Annotated in this window: 20 protein-coding genes; 14 read left to right on the forward strand and 6 right to left on the reverse strand. The window is 43.5% G+C overall.

Annotation, left to right across the window (positions count from 1 at the left end):
- Positions 1 to 38: 38 nt before the first annotated feature.
- The 8 genes from flhB (at position 39) to E7L17_RS02730 (ending at position 8,471) form a co-directional block, all read left to right on the forward strand.
- Positions 39 to 1,118, forward strand: a complete 1,080-nt coding sequence (flhB, locus tag E7L17_RS02695) for a flagellar biosynthesis protein FlhB (protein WP_316321732.1) — start codon at positions 39 to 41, stop codon at positions 1,116 to 1,118.
- Positions 1,102 to 3,177, forward strand: coding sequence for a flagellar biosynthesis protein FlhA (gene flhA / locus E7L17_RS02700; RefSeq protein ID WP_316321733.1), 2,076 nt, complete (start codon positions 1,102 to 1,104; stop codon positions 3,175 to 3,177). The genes flhB and flhA overlap by 17 nt, the downstream gene beginning before the upstream one ends.
- A 46-nt stretch (positions 3,178 to 3,223) precedes the next feature.
- Positions 3,224 to 3,994, forward strand: a complete 771-nt coding sequence (locus E7L17_RS02705; RefSeq protein WP_316321734.1) for a FliA/WhiG family RNA polymerase sigma factor — start codon at positions 3,224 to 3,226, stop codon at positions 3,992 to 3,994.
- 13 nt (positions 3,995 to 4,007) lie between these two features.
- Positions 4,008 to 4,748 carry a flagellar hook-basal body complex protein gene (locus E7L17_RS02710; protein WP_316321735.1) on the forward strand — a complete coding sequence of 247 codons (741 nt, stop codon included), beginning with the start codon at positions 4,008 to 4,010 and terminating at the stop codon, positions 4,746 to 4,748.
- A 99-nt stretch (positions 4,749 to 4,847) separates the two neighbouring features.
- The gene (locus tag E7L17_RS02715; protein ID WP_316321736.1) at positions 4,848 to 5,552 is read left to right on the forward strand and encodes a flagellar hook-basal body protein; all 705 of its coding nucleotides are present in this window, start codon (positions 4,848 to 4,850) and stop codon (positions 5,550 to 5,552) included.
- Positions 5,553 to 5,580: 28 nt separating this feature from the next.
- A complete protein-coding gene (locus E7L17_RS02720) occupies positions 5,581 to 7,308 on the forward strand; it encodes a FapA family protein (RefSeq protein WP_316321737.1) in 1,728 nt (575 codons plus the stop codon).
- 63 nt (positions 7,309 to 7,371) lie between these two features.
- Entirely contained in the window at positions 7,372 to 7,989 is a 618-nt protein-coding gene (locus tag E7L17_RS02725) for a chemotaxis protein CheC (protein ID WP_316321738.1), read from the forward strand.
- A complete protein-coding gene (locus tag E7L17_RS02730) occupies positions 7,986 to 8,471 on the forward strand; it encodes a chemotaxis protein CheD (RefSeq protein ID WP_316321739.1) in 486 nt (161 codons plus the stop codon). The genes E7L17_RS02725 and E7L17_RS02730 overlap by 4 nt, the downstream gene beginning before the upstream one ends.
- 323 nt (positions 8,472 to 8,794) lie before the next feature.
- Here E7L17_RS02730 and rpsR read toward each other — a convergent pair whose 3' ends face one another.
- From rpsR to E7L17_RS02755, 5 genes are all read right to left on the reverse strand, one after another.
- On the reverse strand, positions 8,795 to 9,055 hold the full coding sequence (rpsR, locus tag E7L17_RS02735; protein WP_085833592.1) for a 30S ribosomal protein S18: 261 nt from the start codon (positions 9,053 to 9,055) through the stop codon (positions 8,795 to 8,797).
- 50 nt (positions 9,056 to 9,105) lie between these two features.
- Positions 9,106 to 9,564 carry a single-stranded DNA-binding protein gene (locus E7L17_RS02740; protein ID WP_316321740.1) on the reverse strand — a complete coding sequence of 153 codons (459 nt, stop codon included), beginning with the start codon at positions 9,562 to 9,564 and terminating at the stop codon, positions 9,106 to 9,108.
- A 5-nt stretch (positions 9,565 to 9,569) separates the two neighbouring features.
- Entirely contained in the window at positions 9,570 to 9,926 is a 357-nt protein-coding gene (gene rpsF, locus E7L17_RS02745) for a 30S ribosomal protein S6 (protein WP_316321741.1), read from the reverse strand.
- 214 nt (positions 9,927 to 10,140) lie between these two features.
- Positions 10,141 to 11,016, reverse strand: coding sequence for a UTP--glucose-1-phosphate uridylyltransferase (locus E7L17_RS02750; RefSeq protein WP_316321742.1), 876 nt, complete (start codon positions 11,014 to 11,016; stop codon positions 10,141 to 10,143).
- Between the two features lie 25 nt (positions 11,017 to 11,041).
- Entirely contained in the window at positions 11,042 to 12,124 is a 1,083-nt protein-coding gene (locus tag E7L17_RS02755; protein ID WP_316321743.1) for an RING finger protein, read from the reverse strand.
- Positions 12,125 to 12,487: 363 nt separating this feature from the next.
- Between E7L17_RS02755 and prfB the strand changes: the two genes are divergently transcribed.
- Genes prfB through E7L17_RS02785 form a run of 6 tightly spaced genes read left to right on the forward strand, consistent with a single transcriptional unit; the run spans position 12,488 to position 19,648 of the window.
- On the forward strand, positions 12,488 to 13,615 hold the full coding sequence (gene prfB / locus E7L17_RS02760) for a peptide chain release factor 2 (protein ID WP_316321744.1): 1,128 nt from the start codon (positions 12,488 to 12,490) through the stop codon (positions 13,613 to 13,615).
- A gap of 24 nt (positions 13,616 to 13,639) precedes the next feature.
- Entirely contained in the window at positions 13,640 to 14,914 is a 1,275-nt protein-coding gene (locus E7L17_RS02765; RefSeq protein ID WP_316321950.1) for a lipopolysaccharide biosynthesis protein, read from the forward strand.
- 21 nt (positions 14,915 to 14,935) lie between these two features.
- Complete coding sequence (locus tag E7L17_RS02770) at positions 14,936 to 16,087, forward strand: leucine-rich repeat domain-containing protein (protein WP_316321745.1); 1,152 nt, start codon at positions 14,936 to 14,938, stop codon at positions 16,085 to 16,087.
- Complete coding sequence (locus E7L17_RS02775) at positions 16,084 to 17,499, forward strand: oligosaccharide repeat unit polymerase (protein WP_316321746.1); 1,416 nt, start codon at positions 16,084 to 16,086, stop codon at positions 17,497 to 17,499. The genes E7L17_RS02770 and E7L17_RS02775 overlap by 4 nt, the downstream gene beginning before the upstream one ends.
- The gene (locus E7L17_RS02780) at positions 17,496 to 18,557 is read left to right on the forward strand and encodes a glycosyltransferase (RefSeq protein ID WP_316321747.1); all 1,062 of its coding nucleotides are present in this window, start codon (positions 17,496 to 17,498) and stop codon (positions 18,555 to 18,557) included. Before E7L17_RS02775 ends, E7L17_RS02780 begins: the two co-directional genes overlap by 4 nt.
- Before the next feature lie 14 nt (positions 18,558 to 18,571).
- Positions 18,572 to 19,648, forward strand: a complete 1,077-nt coding sequence (locus tag E7L17_RS02785; RefSeq protein ID WP_316321748.1) for a glycosyltransferase — start codon at positions 18,572 to 18,574, stop codon at positions 19,646 to 19,648.
- Between the two features lie 104 nt (positions 19,649 to 19,752).
- Here the strand turns inward: E7L17_RS02785 and E7L17_RS02790 are convergent, their stop codons facing one another.
- Positions 19,753 to 20,235 (reverse strand): YbhB/YbcL family Raf kinase inhibitor-like protein, encoded by a 483-nt coding sequence (locus E7L17_RS02790; RefSeq protein WP_316321749.1) that lies wholly within the window; start codon positions 20,233 to 20,235, stop codon positions 19,753 to 19,755.
- Positions 20,236 to 20,487: the final 252 nt, after the last annotated feature.

Consider the following 20,487-nt stretch of genomic DNA (forward strand, 5'->3'; position numbering starts at 1 on the left):
CTCTGATATCAGAAATCGGTGTGTAAGGGGGGATGACAATGCCGGATAGCAGTAAAACCGAAAGGGCTACCCCGAAAAAACGACAAGATGAACGAAAGAAAGGTAACATTTTTCAAAGTACAGATATTGTTAGTGCAATAAGTCTTTTGTCTATTTTTCTCATTCTGCGAATGACCTTGCCAAACGCTTATGAGTTTATGCAGCAATTTATGTCCCGCTATTTTTCGTACACCTCGTCTATGGACTCTTTATCGCAGGCTGGTGTAATCGACATTGCCAAAGACTGCGTAGGAGCTATTTTAGCTCTCGCAGGGCCAGTGATGCTTACCTCTATTGCAGCAGCAATCATTGGTACTGCGCTTCAAACCAAATTAAAATTTTCCAAAGAAAAAATAAAATTTAAATTCTCTAATATAAGCCCGCTTCAGGGTATGAAGCGTATTTTTTCCATTCGCTCCATTGTGGAGTTGATTAAATCAGTCGTGAAAATATCCATTATGATTTATCTATTGTATACTTCACTACTGAGCATTTCACATGATTTTACCAAACTGATGTATGCAGATGTATACCAAGGCGTACTGTTCATTCTTCGTAATATCATGAGCATCGTTTTAAAGCTTTGTGCCGCTTTTATCGTGATTTCTGCACTGGACTACCTGTACCAGTGGTGGGAATACGAGCGGAACATTCGTATGTCGAAGCAAGACCTGAAAGAAGAATATAAGCAGATGGAGGGAGACCCGCACGTAAAGGGTCAGCAGCGTGAGCGCCGCAGAAAAATGTCGATGCAGCGCATGATGCAGCAGGTACCCACGGCAGATGTGATTGTAAGGAACCCCACACATTTTGCCGTTGCCCTTCGTTATGATATAGAAAATGATGCCGCCCCAATCGTAGTGGCAAAGGGGCAAGATTATTCAGCGCTGCGAATCATTGCTATTGCTGAAAAGCACAACATTCCTATGACAGAGAATAAACCCTTGGCTCAGGCGCTGTACCGCGAGGTAGAGGTGAACCGGCCCATCCCAGCGGAATATTATGTTGTTCTGGCAGAAATTATGGCTTGGGTGTATTCCATGAAAAGAGGTTCAGCAGATATTGAAGGTTCTAAATAACGCGATGACAATCTTTGTCATCATTATTATCGCTTTTATCATCATACCTCTTCCCACGTTCCTTTTGGATATGATGTTTGTGTTAAACATCACCTTATCAATCGTCATTTTACTTATGACCATGTACGTGAAAAATTCACTGCAATTTTCTATTTTTCCGTCCATGCTTTTAATTACTACCTTGTTTCGATTATCACTTAACATTTCATCTACACGCTTAATACTTACTCATGCCGGTCACGCTGGCCAAGTTATTTCAACGTTTGGTACCTTTGTTTTGGCAGGCAATATTGTGGTTGGCTTTATTATCTTCCTCATTATTGTTTTAGTTAACTTTCTTGTTATTACAAAAGGTGCGGAGCGCGTTTCTGAAGTATCTGCTCGTTTTAAGTTGGATGCAATGCCCGGTAAACAAATGGCGATTGATGCTGATTTGAGCTCCGGTCTTATCTCGGAGGAGGTAGCATTGACCCGCCGAAGTGACATTCAGCGCGAGGCCGAGTTTTACGGTGCTATGGATGGTGCCACCAAGTTTGTTAAGGGTGATGCAATTGCATCTATCGTCATTACGCTCATTAACTTTTTAGGCGGTACTGTGATTGGTATGGTACAGGGCGGGCAGGATTTTAGCTCTGTTCTTACCACCTACACCATTGCAACCGTTGGTGAAGGCCTTGTTTCTCAATTACCAGCTCTCTTAATTTCGACTGCTACTGGTATGATTGTAACGCGTGCGGCATCCGATTCGAGCCTGAGTATGGATGTCACCCGCCAGCTTTCCGCACAGCCTACCGTACTGTTGATTGCAGGTGTAGCAATTTCTTGCTTGTGCCTGGTTCCTGGCATGCCGCTGTTTCAGATTTTACTCATTGCAGGTACCATGATTGTTCTTGGGATTGTATTGCGCAAACACGCAATGGAAACTGAGCAAGAGCAGCAGCTTGCGGTTGAGGGTGTTGGCGCCGCTGCTATGGCCGGAACAGAAGTGGAAGACGAAACGGCGTATTACAAAAATATAGATAATATCTATGGCTTGCTGCAAATTGATTTAATTGAGATGGAATTCGGTTACAGCATTATCCCTCTCGTCGACGAAGGAAGCGGTAGCAGCTTTATTGACCGTTTGGTCACCTTCCGTAAGCAGTTTGCGGTTGAAATGGGTATGGTAATTCCGGCAGTACGCCTTAGAGATAATGGAATGCTCAATCCCAATCAATATGTAATCAAAATCAAGGGCGAGGTAGTGAGTGAGGGCGAGGTCTTAATCGATTATTACCTTGCGCTCGACCCCGGTAATTTGACCGGTACCATTGATGGTATTGAAACTATCGAACCGGCATATGGAATTCCCAGTAAGTGGATTACACCAGAGAAAAAAGAATTGGCAGAGATATACGGTTACACGGTTATCGACCCATTGTCTGTGGTGGTTACCCATTTGTCCGAAACCATACGAAAGCATGCGTACGAGGTACTTACTCGTCAGGATGCAATTCAACTTTTGGAGTCTGCTAAAAAGGCAGATCCGGCTTTGGTGGACGATGTGGTGCCAAACCTGGTTTCTTTCAGCCGTTTGCAAAAGGTGCTGTGTGCCTTGCTGAAAGAGGGCGTACCGATTCGCGATATGGAGACAATACTCAGCACGCTTTCCGATTATGCCTCTACAGTACGTGAAACAGAGATTCTAACGGAATACGTTCGCCAGGCTTTAAAACGTACCATCACTAGAAAATGGTCAGACGGCGGTCAAATCCGCGTTATCACGCTGGACAGCGAGGTGGAGCGTATTATTGCAAACTCCATTAATCGCAACGACCAAGGCTCGTTTTTGTCTATGGACCCGCAAACCACACAAACAATTATTACAAAGCTGCTTGACAGCATAAAGAAAGTAAAGGCCGTTATCAATGTGCCTATTATACTTACTTCACCGGTGGTACGTATATACTTTAGTAAATTGCTGGAGCAATTTTATCCCGGTGCAATTGTGCTTTCCTTTAGCGAACTGAATTCGGATGTACAAATTCAAGCTGTGGCAAACATTACTCTGGAACCGTAAATCGGTTTTTATTCGGACAAACCGCACAGGGAGGTGAAAACGCTGGATGGAACGTGTTATTAGCAAAGAAAGAACCATCGAAACCCTATGGGAGGAATACCTTGAATATAAAGAGGAGGATGTACGCAATTCGCTCGTCATTCATTATGCTTATATTGTAAAATGTATTGCTCTTAAAACCGTTGGAGCCTACCAGCATTTCACTTATATGGATGATTTGGTCAATGAAGGGCTGATTGCCTTGCTTGACGCAGTTGAAAAATTCGATCCGGAAAAAAGGGTCAAATTCGAAACTTATGCATCTATTAAGGTGCGCGGTGCTATGATTGACTACATACGAAAGCAAGATTGCTTCCCCCGCCGTTTAAAGCGGATTGCCAAGAATATTAGCGATGCGGAAAATACGTTGAGCTACGAGCTGGGTCGTTACCCCTTGGAACAGGAAATGGCGGAATATCTTAGCGTTTCAGTAGAAGAATTTCAAAAGATGCAAGCCGAAACCTGTGCGCTTAGCATGCTCTCCTTTGAAGAAATGATATACGAGAAGGGCGTAGAAGATATTCGCTTTAGCGGTTCGGCAGATACCATTCAAGGTCCCGAACAGGTAGTAGCAGAAAAAGAATTGCAAGTTGTACTTGCAGATTATATTGAGAAATTGAATGAGAAGGAAAAAATGGTCATTTCTCTTTATTACAAAGAGCAAATGAAAATTAAAGAAATATCTGCGGTAATGGGTATTAGTGATTCTCGTGTATCACAAATCCACTCCAATGGGTTAAAGAAGCTCAAACGATTTTTAACGGAGTACAATTCGTAAAGGAGAGATTCCAATGGTTAGAGGATTTTACATGCTAGGCTCTGGGATGCTGACTCAGACCAGAAAGCTAACAGCAACTAGTAATAACTTGGCAAATGTAGAAACAGCCGGGTATAAAAGAAACGTTGTTACCGCGACGAACTTTGGTAACATCATGATTCACCGCCTAAATAATCAGACGAATGAACCAATTGGTGAAGTTAGTATGATGACAGTAGCCGATAAGACAAGCGTGATTCATTCACAGGGCAACTTTAAAGAGACTGGCCGAACCATGGATTTTGCCATTGAAGGCGAGGGCTTCTTTGCGGTTCAAGGGCAAAATGGCATGGTATATACGCGCAATGGCAGCTTTAATTTGGATGAACAGGGCTATTTAGTCAGCAGTGACCTTGGCGGCCGCGTTATGGGGGCAAATGGCCCTATTCGTGTGGGAACCGACCAGTTTCAGGCAGATGCTCAGGGAAATATCACCGTTGGCAACACGGCAGTGGGTAAGCTAGCTGTGTTTGGCTTTGCTGATTACAATACGCTAAAGCCAGCGGGAAAAAATGCCTATACTGCCGCAGGTGGCGCTCAGCAAATACAAAATCCGCAGATGAAATGGAAGAACATTGAAGGTTCTAATATTGATGCTGCTCAAGAGATGACGGATGCCATTGCTATTCAAAGAGGTCTTCAAACCTGCTCACAGGCGCTGAAAATGTACGATCAAGTATTATCCCGCTCTGTAACGGAGATTGGGAAAATATAACTCACTTTTATAGAAATCCCAATCAAATATGCGGTATTAATTTGTTTACAAACTAGAATACTGGTGCTACATTTTATAATCATAAAGGGGAGGGTTACCATGATTCAATCATTTTACACGGCGGCCACTGGTACCATTCAGGTGCAAAAGGGGATGGATGTAACGTCTAACAACATTGCAAACATTTCTACCACTGGCTTTCAGGCTCAACGAGGAGCCTTTGCAGACTTAGTATATACAGGGATACATTCGGCAGAGGGAACAGATGCAGAGCTTGTTGCTGGCCATGGTACCAAGCTTGCAAAAACTGATACTCTATTTGCTTCCAGTTCGCTGAACAACACCTCGCGCCCTCTGGACTATGCCCTCCCGCAGTCCAACCAGTTTTTTGCCATTCGCAATGGTGATACGATTCGGTACACTCGCAACGGTAATTTTCATCTCTCTGTGCAAGGTGAAACCGATTATCTCGTCGCATCGGATGGTGGCTATGTGTTAGGGGCAAATGGGCAGCCAATTCAAGTGAAAAATGAAAAAGACCCCGCCGCAGTAGGCGTATTTACCTTTGCAAACTGCGACGGCCTGCTAAGAGAAGCCGGAACGTATTTTGTAGAAACACCGCTTTCCGGCAGAGCAAGCACCGTACAAAATGCCGAAGTGCAGCAGGGTTATTTAGAAAACTCTTCTGTTAGCCTACCTGATGAAATGGCTTCCATATTAGAAACACAGCGTGCTTTCCAATTCAACTCTAAAATAGTGCAAATCTCTGACGAAATTATGCAGACTGTGAATGGTCTGAGGTGATTTATATTGTCTGAAAAGGGTGATGATTATGTTTCCCAAGGGTTTGGCAAAGTTTTGGAACAAGAAGGAACAAAACCAAGACACGAATTCATCTTTAGACGGAGCAATTGAGCAGGATCCGAATCCGCCTGAAGAAGCAAAACCGGTAGTCGAGCAGGACAATACGGAGTTGTCCGTCGAAATGGAACAAGTTATCGAACCACAGCAAACGGTTGATTTAGAGCAAGTCGTTGAACCAGAGCAGAAAGTGCAGGTCTTGGAGAAAGAGCAGCAAGAGTCTTCACAAACGGAATCTTTCGAAGACTTACTCCCACCCGCTCCACCAATCCTTGATTTTAAGATCTCTTCCAACAATATGCGGGCAGTAATGGAAATTACTTTAAATGCGCCCGGACAAACCGTTACACCAGATGAGATTTTGAGTCTCATAAAAGCAAACAAGATTACATATGGGATTCTTGAAGATGAAATTCGCGACTTTTGTGCACAGGCAGATTTTTCGCAGCAGTTGGTTTGTGCGGTGGGCAAACAAGCTATAGACGAAAATGATGGCCGTATTGAGTACCACTTTGATACAGACAAGGCGCTTCGCCCCATACAACGGAAGGATGGCTCCCTTGACTACCGTGAGCTTGGCCTAGTAAAAAATATTTCGAAAGGGGACACCCTTTGCACCTTGCTGCCTCCAAGACCAGGCAGTGACGGTATGGATATTTTCGGTAAGGTTGTGCCATGCCGAAAGGGTGCTGTACCAAATTTGCCGGTGGGAGTTAATACAGTCATTTCTGAAGATGGGCTTATACTATCTTCAACAGTGGATGGCAGTATTGAAATTCTACCCAACTCCATCAATGTAAATGAAATCTTCATTGTAAAAGGGGATGTAGGGCGAGAATCTGGGAACGTAAGTGCAAAGTGCTCTGTATTAATTCAAGGTGACGTTCGCAGTGGCTATTCGGTTAGCGCAGGCGGAGACATTACAGTACGTGGAATCGTAGAGCACGCACACCTAGAAGCCGGCGGTAATATCGTTATTTCCCAAGGAATGAATGGTGGGGGAAGAGGCAGCCTAAAAGCCGGTGGTAATATTTCTGGAAAGTTCTTTGAGAACGCAATTTTGGATGCAAAGCACGATATTTATGCCAGTATCATTATGAGCAGCTTGGTTCATGCAGGTGATTCTTTAATATTAAATAAAGATTTAGCCACACTGGCAGGCGGCGATTGCAATGTTGGGTATGGCATTTACGCAAAGAATATCGGTAATACTTCCGGCAGCGTTACGCGTTTACGCATTGAGTCTCGCGAGTTAACTTCCCTTTTAACAGAGACATCTAAGAAACTAAAAAATCCCGAAGTACTTCTTGAAGAACTGGAAAAAGCTCGGCAAGAGTTGCAAGCATTTGAAGATAATTATGAACGCCTGCATCAGCAGTTTGTTCAGCAGCACCCTGCAGATGATGGCACTGGATTTGAACAGGTTCGCTTAGCGGCTGAAAAAAAGCGAGTTGTTTTTTCTAAAAAGATTGAAGAGCTTCAGGTACAGTATGAGCAATCACAGGAATCTTTGAAATCCTTTTTGAGTTATTGTGTTATTGCAAAAGGAATGGTTTACCCTGGGGTGAAAATGGAGATAGGCGGCTACACCTACAATGTAATTAAAGAAACAAGCTGTGCTAAGTTTCACCTATCTTACGGCAAGATAGAATGGCGGCCTGCTACGCCAACCGACACGCCAGACTCGGTGAAGCGTTAATTGATTATTTGGGTTCTATATTTGGAACAGCAGCGTTCCAGAGCGGAATAAGGAGTTGAAGTTATGTTGAGTATTGATGAATTAAATGATATACACCTTGACGTACTAAGAGAAATTGGAAACATAGGCGCAGGAAATGCGGCAACCTCTCTTTCTCAAATGTTGAATGCAGAAGTGAATATGTCTGTACCAAAGGTTCGCATTCTGGATATTAGCGATGCTGCCACCGCACTTGGCGGGCCAGAAAACCCGGTAATTGGAATCTTGGCAAAGATTTCAGGTGATATAGAAGGCCTTATGATGTTTATTGTGGGGCAATCTTTTGCGGGCTCTGTGTTAGAAGCTCTGCTAGGGGAAAAGCAAGTGAGCTATGCTGCTTTAACAGAGATGCAGCTTTCTGCTATTTCTGAAATAGGCAATATTATGATTTCAGCCTACCTCGGCTCAATTAGCACTTTGTCTCAAATGGTCATTAAGTCATCTGTTCCCGCAATTGCAGTAGATATGGCAGGTGCCCTTTTAAGTGTTCCTGCAATTGAAATGCGTACAGTTTCGGACAAGATTATTTTCATTCAAGAAGATTTTATTAGCTCTGCAAACGACATTACCTCAAATATGATGCTGATTCCAAGCATGGACTCGTTGAATAGATTAATGCAGAAATTAGGGATCCAATTATGAGCAATATGATAACCATCGGCATATCCGACATGAAGGTCGTGAAAGGCGGTGAGCAGCTTGTTACGTACGCGCTAGGTTCCTGCGTAGGAATTTGCCTGTACGATTCGATGCGTAAAATAGGCGGGTTAGGCCACATTATGCTGCCGAAATACCCTACTGCAAATCCGAAAGAGAATAAATACCGTTTTGCGGATACGTGTATCAATGAAATGCTGCGAGAGATGGAAAAGCTGGGTGCGGTGCGCGCCCAGCTTACCGCAAAAATTGCTGGTGGAGCGAAGATGTTTGAGGTTTCCGGAGACTCCGCTTTCGGAAATATTGGCCAGCGTAATGTAATGGCAGTACGAGCCATGCTGGCATATGAGAAAATACCGATTAAAGCACAAGATACTGGGCTGAATTACGGAAGAACCCTATACTTTACAACGGATGACGGTGTCATGACAATTAAATCCTTTGCAAATGGTGTAAAGGTATATTAATATGAAGAAAAAAGCTTTCTATAAAATCCTGGTACCCGGATTTTAAAGAAAGCTTTTTTAATAACAAGAGTGTATTCAGCTCTGAAAGAGCAAATTATTTACGCGTTTTGAACAAACTGCCAATTTGATTACAGGCCCTACAAGCCTGCCGTGTGCAGGCGCCCTGAAAAGTCTTATTTCAGGTGATTGTCAATTTCTCTCTGCTACGCTTTTAAAACAATAATGTATAAGAACAAGAATGCACCGATATAGCCGATGGTTTCTTGTATATTAAAAAAGAGGAAACGGTAAAATACCGTTTCCTCTTTTTATGTCTTGTCGAATCAGTCGCTGCTGAAAGGCAGCAATGCGATGTGACGAGAGCGTTTAATCGCAACCGTCAGCTCACGCTGATGATGTGCGCAAGTACCGGTGACTCTGCGGGGCAGAATCTTCGCACGCTCAGAAATAAAGCGGCGCAGTTTTGCTACATCCTTATAATCGATATTATCGATTCTCTCTACACAAAAGCTGCAAACCTTTTTGCGTCCTTTGCGTCCGCCGCGGCGATTATCGCGCTCGGGGCGATCGTTTCTATCAGCCATGCCAAAAGCCTCCTTTTCTCAATTCAAAAAATAAAGTAAATGCGAGAAAATTAGAACGGCAGATCATCGTCTGTCGGTATTTCCTCAAAGTCACCTGTGTTACCGCTGGTGTAAGCGGGAGCAGAGGGCATCGGTGCATCGGTACGGCTAAAAGAGCTGTACCCAGTACCACCGGTTGTTCCGCCTTCGCGTTTGGATTCCGCAAAATGTACGTTATCCGCCACGATTTCAAAAGCCTTACGCTTGTTTCCGTCCTTGTCCTGATAGCTGCGAGTTTGAATCGAGCCCTGAACTGCAATTAACTGTCCTTTGCGGAAGTACTTGCATACAAACTCCGCAGTGGAACGCCATGCGACGATATCGATAAAATCCGCCTGACGCTCAGCGCCGGACTTAACATAAGACCGATCCACCGCAATCGTAAAGCTGGTGACGGCAATGTCACTAGTAGTGTGACGAAGCTCAGGGTCAGCAACCAGCCTGCCCATTAATACAGTCACATTGAGCATATCGATCACTCTCTTTCAGCAGTTTCAGTTTTCTGGACTTCAACAGCCTTTTTCGGCTTCTCTTTCTTTACTTCTTTTTTGACAATGAGAGAACGAAGAACTCCGTCAGTAATCTTGTAGATACGATCCAGCTCTGCGATAAAATCGGGAGCGCTGGTGAAGTTAATCAGGGTGTAGTAACCCTCAGTCTGCTTCTCAATGGGATACGCAAAACGGCGTTTGCCCCACTCGTCTACAGAATCAATCACTGCATTCTTCTCGATCAGAGTCTTAAACTTCTGAACGTTTGTCTGAACTGCCTCTTCACCCTGTGCTGTAGACAGAATGAATACGGTTTCGTAAGCATTTTTTACATCTGGCATTTTAATTGCACCTCCTTCTGGACTTTGGCCCCAGTAAGAACTGGAGCAAGGAATATGAAAAGCACTACCCATAGGGCAGGCCTAACAGACTGATTATATCAGCTTGATTCAGGAGAGTCAAGCTGTTTTTTCCATTCTGATAGAAAATACTGGTTAAATTTGGCTTTTCCATCCAAATGAATCTTAACACAAGAAAATAAAAGATTGATTTAGATTATAAAGTGGTGGCAATTTCTTTTAAATATGCACGGAAGCCCTCTGCCAGTTCTGGGTGCTTTAAAGCAACCTCAACCGTGGCCTGAAGAATACCAAGCTTATTGCCCATATCGTACCGCTTGCCAGTAAACTCCACAGCAGTCATACCCTGCGTTTGTGCTAGAACCTTCATAGCATCGGTTAGCTGAATTTCACCGCCGCTGCCGGGAGGGGTTTCATCAAGAATATCAAATATTTCGGGAGGAAGAACACATCTACCCAAAATAGAATAGTTTGAAAATACTTTATCAGGGGACGGCTTTTCAATCATATCCGTACATTGGAAGAGACGTTCACGAAGAGGCTCTACCTTTAAAGAGCTGTAACGACCAATTACCTCGGGAGAAACCTCGTTCACTCCCAATACGCCCTTGCCAAACTCCTCATAAGCACGAATGAGCTGGCCACACGCCGGGTCTTCGCCAATAATAACATCATCACCATATAAAACAGCAAACGGTTCATTCCCAATAAAAGAACGGGCACAATTTACCGCGTGCCCAAGACCACGTGTCTCTTTTTGGCGTACAAAATAAATGTTGGCTAAACGAGAAATATCTATAATACTTTTTAGGGTAGGCTCTTTTTCTGAGCCACCTTTCATAAGGTGTGCCTCTAACTCCGGCGCACGGTCAAAATGGTCTTCAATTAAGCCTTTGCCACGGTTCGTGATAATTAAAATATCGGTTATGCCAGAACGAACAGCCTCTTCCACAATGTATTGGATGGCCGGTTTGTCTACAATAGGGAGCATTTCTTTTGGCATGGACTTAGAGACTGGAAGAACACGTGTGCCGAGCCCCGCAGCGGGGATAACAGCTTTCGTAATTTTCACAGAATTCCCTCCTACCGGTTATAATTTATGAAAAGAAACTTGGAAGATAAATAATAATAGAATAGCAAATGAGAAGGCATAAAGCCAACGAAACATTTACACCGCCCTTTTCTTGCAGTGCTTTGTCGTAATCTTCTGTGATAGGATACTCCTCTTTGATATGGCGTATACTCTCTACACTATGCTGGTAATACAAACGGTTGCCAGCAAAACCACAGTAAAGCATAATTACCCCCTGAATTGCTAACGTAAGCAAAGGAGTAAACAGCAAAAAGATACTTCCGGTATCCAGCTGGTAAACAAGCTGCGTTACCTTCATAAGTTCTTCATAAGATGGGTATACACTAGTACTTACTCCTGCCTGCTCATACAAACGGGTTAATAGGGGGGAGGAATAGTTTAGCGAAATAAATGTGCTGGTAACATATAATGCAGCCATCCACGCCGTAATAATGGAACCCAAACGGTACATTTTACGGTATAACAGCCAGCCGCCGGAAAATAAAAAAGCTGAAAAACTAAAATGAGTACGGTTTGTCCTTTTTTTATGGAAAAATACTGTTAAAAAGTAAGAAGAGTTGTTCTGTACAAACTTTGCAATTTCTCCTGCCGTAATATCTTCTTCCATGGGTTCATCTGCTCGAATGGTAACGGGAGAAAAGGGATTCGGTGCACTTTGGTATGGGGAATCACCTTTCGGTGGTTCAAAAGGTGAGGCTGGGGAAGCAGGGCTTCCGGGGTTTTGGTAACCCGTGCTTTGGTATGGGTTCTGGTAACCGGGTATATTGTTTTGCTGCGGCTTTTGGACCGATTTTGCTTCATTGCCGGGCTTTAAAGATGACCCGCAGCGGCTGCAAAACAGCGAATCTGGTGGGTTGTTTCTGCCGCAGGTAGAGCAAACAATATCTTCTTCATTGTGAGTGTGGGTGCTCTCCGAAGGAGGAGCCCAATATGTTCCGGTATTGTGTGTATCTGAAAACAGGCATTTGCCATCTTTTTCATAACAGTGCCTATGGTAGGGCGCTCCGCAATCTGGGCAGACAACAATATCGTCATCCTGCTGAAATGGGATGCCGCAACTCGGGCATTTGATGCCAGTATACTTCATGCTGAAAAGCCTCCTGTAATAAAACGCCGCTAGCCTAGCCACAGCGAGTGGACTTTTAAAAATCCTTAATACAATTATTGTACCTAATTCTACCGAAAACTGCAATCATTTCTTGCATAAGTTTTCATTACGTTCACACACTTAGTAGGGAGAGAAACATGGTTTTTCTTTACATTTCTCTAATAATATCTTATAATATTTTATTATTGTGCAAAAACAGAAACTTTAATTTCGCAAGAATTAAGATGAGAAAAGTATTCCAATAAAAATCTAATTTATCTTAATTCATCTTACTGCAAAGCAAAGTGTTTGTTTGAAATTTGTTTCTAACTTTGAATTTATAGAATTAAAAGGATGGTACGGATGCTGCAATTTGAAGAACTAAAGCTGGCTCTGGAAAAGTTCAGGCCTGAGATTATGGATCTGGCAGATGCGCTTGGGCTGCAGAGCATGAAAGAAGAAATTTCGCAGCTAGATGAACGAGCCGCTATGCCCGGCTTTTGGGATGACATGGAGCGTTCGCAGAAAATTCTTCAGCGTTCCAGTATGCTCAAGAATAAAATAAGCACGTATGAAAAGCTGTGTTCTTCTTTAGAAGATGCACTGGCTCTGGTAGAACTGGCTAATGAGGAAGAGGATCTTTCTTTACTGCCGGAAGCACAAGAGGAATATGATAAAATCCAAACAAATTTGGAGGCGATTCGCCTTACCACGCTTTTAAAGGGAGAATACGACGCCAAAAATGCAATTTTAACGTTCCATGCGGGTGCGGGCGGAACAGAAGCGCAGGATTGGGCTTCCATGTTGTACCGTATGTACTGCCGTTGGTCGGAGCGCCATGGTTTTCAGGTGAAAACACTGGATTATCTGGACGGAGAAGAAGCCGGGCTGAAAAGTGCCTCTATATTAATTGAGGGCATTAACGCATATGGCTTTTTAAAGAGTGAAGCGGGTGTTCACCGATTGGTTCGAGTTTCACCTTTCGATTCCTCCGGCCGCCGTCATACTTCCTTTGCTTCGCTCGAGGTTATGCCCGAAATAGACAGCGACACCTCTGTAGAGATTAGCCCGGATGATATTGAAATGCAAGTATACCGTGCCAGCGGCGCAGGTGGACAGAAGGTTAATAAAACCTCTTCGGCGGTACGCTTAACGCATAAACCTACCGGTATTGTAGTTTCCTGCCAAGTGGAGCGCAGCCAGTTTCAAAACCGAGATGTTGCAATGAAAATGCTCGTTTCTAAATTGGTAGAAATCAAAGAGCGTGAACATTTGGAAAAGATTGAAGACATTAAGGGTGACCAAAAAGAAATAGCTTGGGGCAGCCAAATCCGTTCTTATGTATTTATGCCCTATACCTTGGCAAAAGATCACCGTACAGGCTTTGAAATGGGTAATATTTCAGCTGTTATGGACGGCGATTTGGATGGCTTTATCAACGCATATCTCAAGGCGCAGAATTTGGGCACATTGGGAGAAAACATCGAGTAAACAGGGGGCTATGTCTTGTCTTTTGTGAAATCAAAGATGAATTCCCTGAAAAAGAATCGGTTTTTAAAGAACGTAGCGGTTCTTACAGGCGGCACAGCTGTGGCGCAGGTACTGCTGCCGTTCCTTTTTATGCCGATTTTAGGCCGAATTTATGGGCCGGATGTTCGGGGAGTTTATGGAATTTATGTCGTAATTACAAATATTACACAGCAGATCGCCTGCTTTCGTTATGATTATGCCATTGTCGTGGCTGATAATGACAAAGAAGCAGGCGGTGCCTTTGTTCTCAGTGCTTCACTTGCAGTGTTGTTTTCCCTTGCACTTAGCCTGTTTATGTGGCCGTTTCTTCCGCCGCTGGCTCAGTGTTTTAATTTGACAGGGGATGCCGCAAAAACACTATGGATGATTCCGCTCACTACCTTAATTTGTGGGTTAACGACCGCTCTAAATTACTTTAATGTAAGATTTGAAAAGTATAAAGTAATTTCTGCTTCCAATATTATTCGTGTATCCGTTATGTTAGCGACACAGATTGTGCTGGGCTACTTAGGTGCAAGCTATTGGGGGTTAATTGTTGGTCAATTCTTATCCTACTTCTTTGGTAACTTCCGCATGATGATGACCTTAAAGGGCAGAATTCGCCGTTCTATGTTTAGTTTACAATTTTTAAAGCGTGTTGCTTTAAAAAACAAGGCTTATCCCCAATATATGCTGCCAAGTGCAATTGTAAATAGCTTATCTCAAAGCATGATGGGGCTCTTTATTCCCATGCAGTATGGTAAAACGATGAATGGTTATTACAGCCAGATTAATACTTTGTTAGGCCAGCCACTCATACTGGTATCCAATGCGGTATCGCAGGTGTTTTTACGCGGTGCTTCTACGGACAAGCACGATGGGCAGAAGCTGAACAAGACTTTCACAACCGTTACAAAGTGGCTGGCGATTTTATCTATTTTCCCATTTGGGTTTTTGCTGTTGTGGGGCGACCCGATTATTCCATGGTTCTTGGGTCCGAAGTGGGGGCCGGTGCCAGACTACCTAAAATATTTAATTCCGCTGTTTATGGTGCGCTTTATCGTGAATCCAGTAACCAATAGCGCAATCGCTTTAGGGCGTCAGAAAGCGGTAATGGTGTGGCAGTTCTTCCTGCTCTTCACTGTTTTGGTACCGTCACTGCTTACCTTTGTAATACCCATGTCGTTTGAGCAGTATTTGTTGGCAGCGTCTCTGCCGATGGCGGGAGCTTATTATATTTTTTACCGTTTCTGCCGAACAATCGTTAAGAACGCAAAATAGTGATATCGAGAGGTAACTGAAATGCAACAAAAACAGAGTAAGCTGCGCCTAAGAGAGCGCGTGAAACAGATGTCCGGGTATATGAAGAGCAACAAGCCGTTCTCATATACGCTGGCTTTGTTGCTGGTTTCCTTATTTTTTCTGGGAATCAACACATATAATAATGTTTATAATGTTCTCATGAACGATGATGTGATTAATGAGGACGCCGTTAAAATCGAATTTCATGATAAAAACTTGGAGCGTGAGGTTCGCAATTTACTCGAGCGCCCCAAGGACGATGTGTATGATGTGGATGTTGAGAAAATCAGCATTTTAACAATTCAGAATGTTCCCATAAAAGATATTCAGGACTTAAAGTATTTTAAGGGCTTATCGAAGCTTTCAATTACTTCTGCGAAGATTACAGATGTAAGCGCATTGCAGGATATTCCTTATTTAAAAGAATTGGATCTTTCCAATAACCAAATTGCAGACATCACCCCAATTGGGAAGCTTCAAACATTGCAGCGGCTTACGCTTTCGGGCAACTATATTCGCAGTATGTCTCCATTATATACATTGAAAAATTTGACGGAGCTAAATCTTTCCGGCAACTCCATTATTGGGGTTACTACAGACATTACAAAGCTTACGAATTTAAAAAGCTTGAATTTATCTCGTAATCGAATCGCAGACAACAGTGTGTTCTCCGGAATGTCACAGCTTAATATTTTAAATTTAACGTCAAATCGAATCTCGGTCGCAAAGCCCATAACGGGGATGAGTGAGCTGTATGAGTATTCCCTGGAGGGTAACTCGCTTGCTACGATTGGTGACTTGGGTGATTTGCCCGTACTGGAGAAGCTCAGTGTTGCCTCTAACTGCTTAACGGAAATCAACTTTGCTTCGAAATATCCTTGGCTATTGGAGTTAACAATTAGCCTGAACAATATCTCTTCTTTGGAGCCCTTAAAAAACAATACCGAGCTTCAAGTATTGAAAATGCAATATACGGACATTAAAGACATCTCATTATTGAAAAAACTGCCAAATTTCAATTCAATCTTTTTGGATCCCGAATTTGACCGTTCGAAGGTTCGCTTTTTGGAAGGGCGCTTCCGCAATGGTGATTTGATTACAAAGCAATATCTACTCAACAAAAAATATGGCTTTAAGGAGACCAACGAATGATCTGGAAAGAACTGGTCGTTGTCCTTGGCCTTATCATTTCCCTTATTCTATTTCATAAGGCATCGGCAACGCTGAATGTTGGAAAAATAAATTTATTATCTTATATCATGTACCTGTTTTTACTGCAAACGTATATTGGTGCAGCGCTGGTTTATTTGGGTGACCGCAATCATTATACAATGAAGTATATTACAGTCAGCGACAGCTACGACCTGATGTTTTACAGCGTATTACTTTCAGCAATTTTATTCCCGCTTACTATCATTTTATTGTACCGTTGTTTTCATGTTGATATTCAGCAGCGGTATAAAAGCTATTTGAAAAAAACAGTGGAAGTAAAGCACGAACAGCTGGCATTTTACGTTTTATCTGGTATTGGATTTATTTGCTGCGTTTTGCTTTTACTTTACATTATTAAAATTGGATATTTTCCGCTATTGCGCCTTGTTCGTACACCTGCCGGTTTTGAGTTTGGTGTGGAACGCCAGCGTATTTCGCAAATTGTCATTATAAATAGCTATGTAAAAAATCTTTTGTTAGGGTTGTTTTTACCACTGCTTTCTTATATTTCGTTTGCTTATGCGGTGGTTCTCAAAAAGTTCTGGTGGTGGGCTCTTACGGCTGTTTTGGTAGGTTCTTCTATTGTTTCTGCAACCATCAACTTTGAAAAATCGCCTGTACTGTTCTATTTGTTTGTACTGCTTTTAATTTTAATGTACGAGCGCGGCGGTATCTCTCGCAGAACGGTATTTGGTTTTGGCGCTGTGATGGCACTGTTTGTTGTGTTCATCTATGGGCGCATGGGCTACAGCTTTACTTCTGGAGACAGCAATTTTTACAATGGACCAATTGGTCGCACAATCTTTACGCAGGTTGGTACGTTAACCATGCACTTTGATCTGTTCCCAACGATTTTTCCATTTTTGGGTGGCAGAAGCTTTTCTCCAACGGCAATGCAGCTATTGGGTATTGAGGGCGGTCATGTTCGTTCCGCCAAGCTGGTTATGGATTTTTACGGTTCCGAAAAGGTCTATGATGGCACTGGTGGAGTAATGAATGCGTTTTATATTGGGGAAGCCTACGCAAACTTCGGCTTTTGGGGTATGGTTCTCTCCATTGTTTACATGGGGGTATTACTGGGATTGCTGTTTTATGCATTTACCCGCCTACGCAAAACACCGTATCAATTGGCATTAACTGCAATGCTCACAAGCCGTTTGGCACTTACCACTCAGGGCGGCTTTGTTGATTTCATTTATAATTTTCAGGTTTACGTACTGCTGTTTTTACTTGTGGCCGGTCATTTTGCTCCTTATGTGTGGGAGCGCTTACTGCCCCGTATGCCTGCAGGAGTGGTTAAGCTCATAGATAAATTAGATGGTAAAGAAAAGAAAGCGGCGGTAAAATCATGAAGATTTTATACCTGACTTATATCGATTTTGGCGATTTTCAGTCTGGTTCTTCGGTACGCCCGCAAATGATGTACGAGGCGTTTCTTTCTCTTGGCTGTGAAGTAAAGTTGCTGCAGGCACAGCAAAACCAGCGTGAGCAGCGCCGCCACGCAGTGGAAGAAATCAACCAGTGGCTCGACCACAACCGTCCGGATTTCTGTTACGTAGAAAGCCCCTCCGGCCCAATTTTTCACGGTTTTGACCGAAAGCTGATTCGGCGTGTGCACCAAATGGGGATTCCAGTTGGTTACTTTTACCGCGATGCGGCATTCCGTTTTGATGAAATATTTATTTCTGGTAAAAAGAGCCTGAAGCAGCATGTAATCGCTTGGATGTCGGAATGGGATGTTCGCTTCTTAAAAAAGAATACTGACCTCATTTATTTACCCACGGAAAGCATGGCTGCATACTTTGATTTTCCCAGGGTTGCGTATCTTCCACCCGCTTGCATGGGCAGCCGTGGCAATAAGCTGGAGAAGCTACCGGGAATGCGCAGTATTTATGTGGGTGGTGTTTCGAAGCGCTATGGAACCGATACCCTGCTAAAAGCGTTTGATATTCTCAATGAGGATGGGGAAGCATTCCCTTTAACCCTAGTTTGCCGCCCGCAAGGAGCTGTGTATATTGGAGCGTATCTGAATAAGCCTTGGCTTAATTTGGTACATGCTTCCGGCGCAAAGGAATTAGCTCCATTGTATGAGCAGGCAGATTTGGCATTGTATCCCATTGAAAAAAATGCTTACAATGATTTTGCTTTTTCCGTAAAATTAATGGAGTATTTGGAATACGGTTTGCCCATGGTTGCGGTAAACTGTACCGAAACAGAAAAATTCGTGCGCAAGTATGATTTAGGACTTATTTGTAAAAACGACCCAGAGGATTTTGCGGCGAAAATATCTGAAATACTGAACAATACCGAGTTGTATGCTCATTGCGCTCAAAATGCTGCACAAGCCGTGCAAGGGAACCTTTGGGTAGACCGAGCAAAAACGGTAATAGCGGATTTGGGCGGCCGTTAGGGGGAGAAACAGGCATGAAAATAGCATTTGTTTCAGCAGCAAGCTCTAGTCACACTGTAAAGTGGGTAAATGCCCTTTGCAAAAAGGGGCATAAGGTGCGTCTTTATTCACTGCCGGAGCATGAGAACCGCCAGAAAAACCTGAACCCTGAGGTAGAAGTGGTGTATTTGGGGAAGAGCGGCTTTGCGGGGTATTTTCTAAATGGCAGTGAGCTTCGCCGTGATTTAGCGGATTTTGCTCCAGATGTTATCAATGCACACTATGCCAGTGGCTATGGTACGCTTGCCCGTATGGCCAAGGTGCACCCCTTGGTGCTCTCTGTTTGGGGGAGTGATGTATACGAGTTTCCGCTTAAAAGCCCTTTGCATAAGCTGTTGGTTGCAGGTAACCTGAAAGCAGCAGATATTGTGGCTTCTACCAGCCAAGTGATGGCAGAACAGGTTCGCCGTGTATTTGGAGAGAAACGGAAAATTTGGATTACTCCTTTTGGAGTGGATTGTTCCTTGTTTTCACCGCAGCCGCAGGAGCATGACGGCTTTTGTGTTGGTGCGGTCAAAGCGCTGGAAGACGTATATGGCATGGATGATTTGATTCGTGCATTTGCACTGTTTGTTAAGAAAGCGCCTCCGGGCTCCTATACACTGAACATTTATGGAAAAGGAAGCCGTGAGGGTGAGCTTCAGCGCCTGATTGATTCTCTAGGTATTTCACAGTGCGCCAATTTGTGTGGAGTGATTCCCAATACAAAAGTGCCGCAGGCACTTAGCGAAATGGATGTTGTATGTTTGCCAAGCCGTTCGGAAAGCTTTGGTGTTTCGGCAGTGGAAGCAATGGCCTGCTGTGTGCCTGTCATCGCCAGCAACGTAGACGGCTTCATCGAGACGGTAGAGGATGGCGTTACGGGCTATTTAGCTCCTTGTGGGGACGTAGAGGCACTTGCAGAGCATTTACTTACCATGAGCCAAGATGTAGAGCTGCGCCGCAATATGGGTACCGCTGGAAGAGAACGAGTTCTACGCCTGTTTGACTTCAAAAAGAATGTGGAGCAAATGGAGCAAGTGTACCAGGCAGCCATAGCAGAACATAAATAATGGAATAGAAAAATGCCGGTGTTTATCCCAATCAACGAGAGGGGAGACACCGGCTTTTATATTATTATTATTATTATAAGTAAAATTCAAATAGAGAAAAGTTTTTATTCTTCTGCTCTATGGCTCTGGAATTTACCAGAAATGGAAGCTTGCTGTAAAATATGCCCCTCCATTTGATTAAGTAAGGCTTGTTTTTTATTGCTTGGAGATAAATGAATCGTGCAATCTAAAACGTAGATTGTAAAAACATAAGTATGAATGGAACGCAATGGAGGTTTAGGGCCTTTATAACGATTTCGGCCGTAAGCAATACCCTGAACGGCACCGCCAAAGGAACTAAGAGTTTTGCCATGTGGAATGCCCTCTGGGATGCTTGTCTGCATTGGTATATTCCAAATTACCCAATGGTTGTAATTCGGGAAGATGGGGTGAGAGGCATCGTCAAGTGTTATAGCAAGCGTTACTGCGTTGGGGTGAAGGCCTTCCAGCTCAAAAGGCGGAGAAATGTCTTCCTGCCGCGCGGTATAACGGGCCGGAATCCAGCCACCATCTTCAAATGCACCGCTGCAAACTTTCAATTTATTCAAAGATGTACCTCTTATTCATAGATGAACCTCCTCGACTACTCTAAAATTTAGAAACTGGTTCGGGAAAGAGGAAGAACATTGATGACAGGTACCTCATACGGGTGAACTTTTTTAATAGCACTGATGGTTAAATCTATGTTTTCACGCAGGCAGATAAATTCAACTTTTAACTCACGCTCAGAGCTAATGGCGTTTTCACTGCCAATATAGGGAGTGCTGCCGGAAAGAGGCCTCCAACAGCCTGTAACCTCG

Origin of the sequence: Clostridium sp., from assembly GCF_032576335.1 — a bacterium.
In the GTDB taxonomy this organism is placed as follows: domain Bacteria; phylum Bacillota; class Clostridia; order Oscillospirales; family Acutalibacteraceae; genus Faecalispora.

Excerpts from the sequence above, each read along its gene's own strand:
- E7L17_RS02775 (WP_316321746.1), top strand. The coding sequence starts at position 16,084 with ATGATCTGGAAAGAACTGGTCGTTGTCCTTGGCCTTATCATTTCCCTT.
- E7L17_RS02770 (WP_316321745.1), top strand. The coding sequence starts at position 14,936 with ATGCAACAAAAACAGAGTAAGCTGCGCCTAAGAGAGCGCGTGAAACAG.
- E7L17_RS02720 (WP_316321737.1), top strand. The coding sequence starts at position 5,581 with ATGTTTCCCAAGGGTTTGGCAAAGTTTTGGAACAAGAAGGAACAAAAC.
- E7L17_RS02725 (WP_316321738.1), top strand. The coding sequence starts at position 7,372 with ATGTTGAGTATTGATGAATTAAATGATATACACCTTGACGTACTAAGA.
- rpsR (WP_085833592.1), bottom strand. The coding sequence starts at position 9,055 with ATGGCTGATAGAAACGATCGCCCCGAGCGCGATAATCGCCGCGGCGGA.
- E7L17_RS02710 (WP_316321735.1), top strand. The coding sequence starts at position 4,008 with ATGGTTAGAGGATTTTACATGCTAGGCTCTGGGATGCTGACTCAGACC.
- E7L17_RS02715 (WP_316321736.1), top strand. The coding sequence starts at position 4,848 with ATGATTCAATCATTTTACACGGCGGCCACTGGTACCATTCAGGTGCAA.
- E7L17_RS02740 (WP_316321740.1), bottom strand. The coding sequence starts at position 9,564 with ATGCTCAATGTGACTGTATTAATGGGCAGGCTGGTTGCTGACCCTGAG.
- prfB (WP_316321744.1), top strand. The coding sequence starts at position 12,488 with ATGCTGCAATTTGAAGAACTAAAGCTGGCTCTGGAAAAGTTCAGGCCT.
- flhB (WP_316321732.1), top strand. The coding sequence starts at position 39 with ATGCCGGATAGCAGTAAAACCGAAAGGGCTACCCCGAAAAAACGACAA.
- E7L17_RS02705 (WP_316321734.1), top strand. The coding sequence starts at position 3,224 with ATGGAACGTGTTATTAGCAAAGAAAGAACCATCGAAACCCTATGGGAG.
- E7L17_RS02730 (WP_316321739.1), top strand. The coding sequence starts at position 7,986 with ATGAGCAATATGATAACCATCGGCATATCCGACATGAAGGTCGTGAAA.
- E7L17_RS02755 (WP_316321743.1), bottom strand. The coding sequence starts at position 12,124 with ATGAAGTATACTGGCATCAAATGCCCGAGTTGCGGCATCCCATTTCAG.
- E7L17_RS02780 (WP_316321747.1), top strand. The coding sequence starts at position 17,496 with ATGAAGATTTTATACCTGACTTATATCGATTTTGGCGATTTTCAGTCT.
- E7L17_RS02785 (WP_316321748.1), top strand. The coding sequence starts at position 18,572 with ATGAAAATAGCATTTGTTTCAGCAGCAAGCTCTAGTCACACTGTAAAG.
- rpsF (WP_316321741.1), bottom strand. The coding sequence starts at position 9,926 with ATGCCAGATGTAAAAAATGCTTACGAAACCGTATTCATTCTGTCTACA.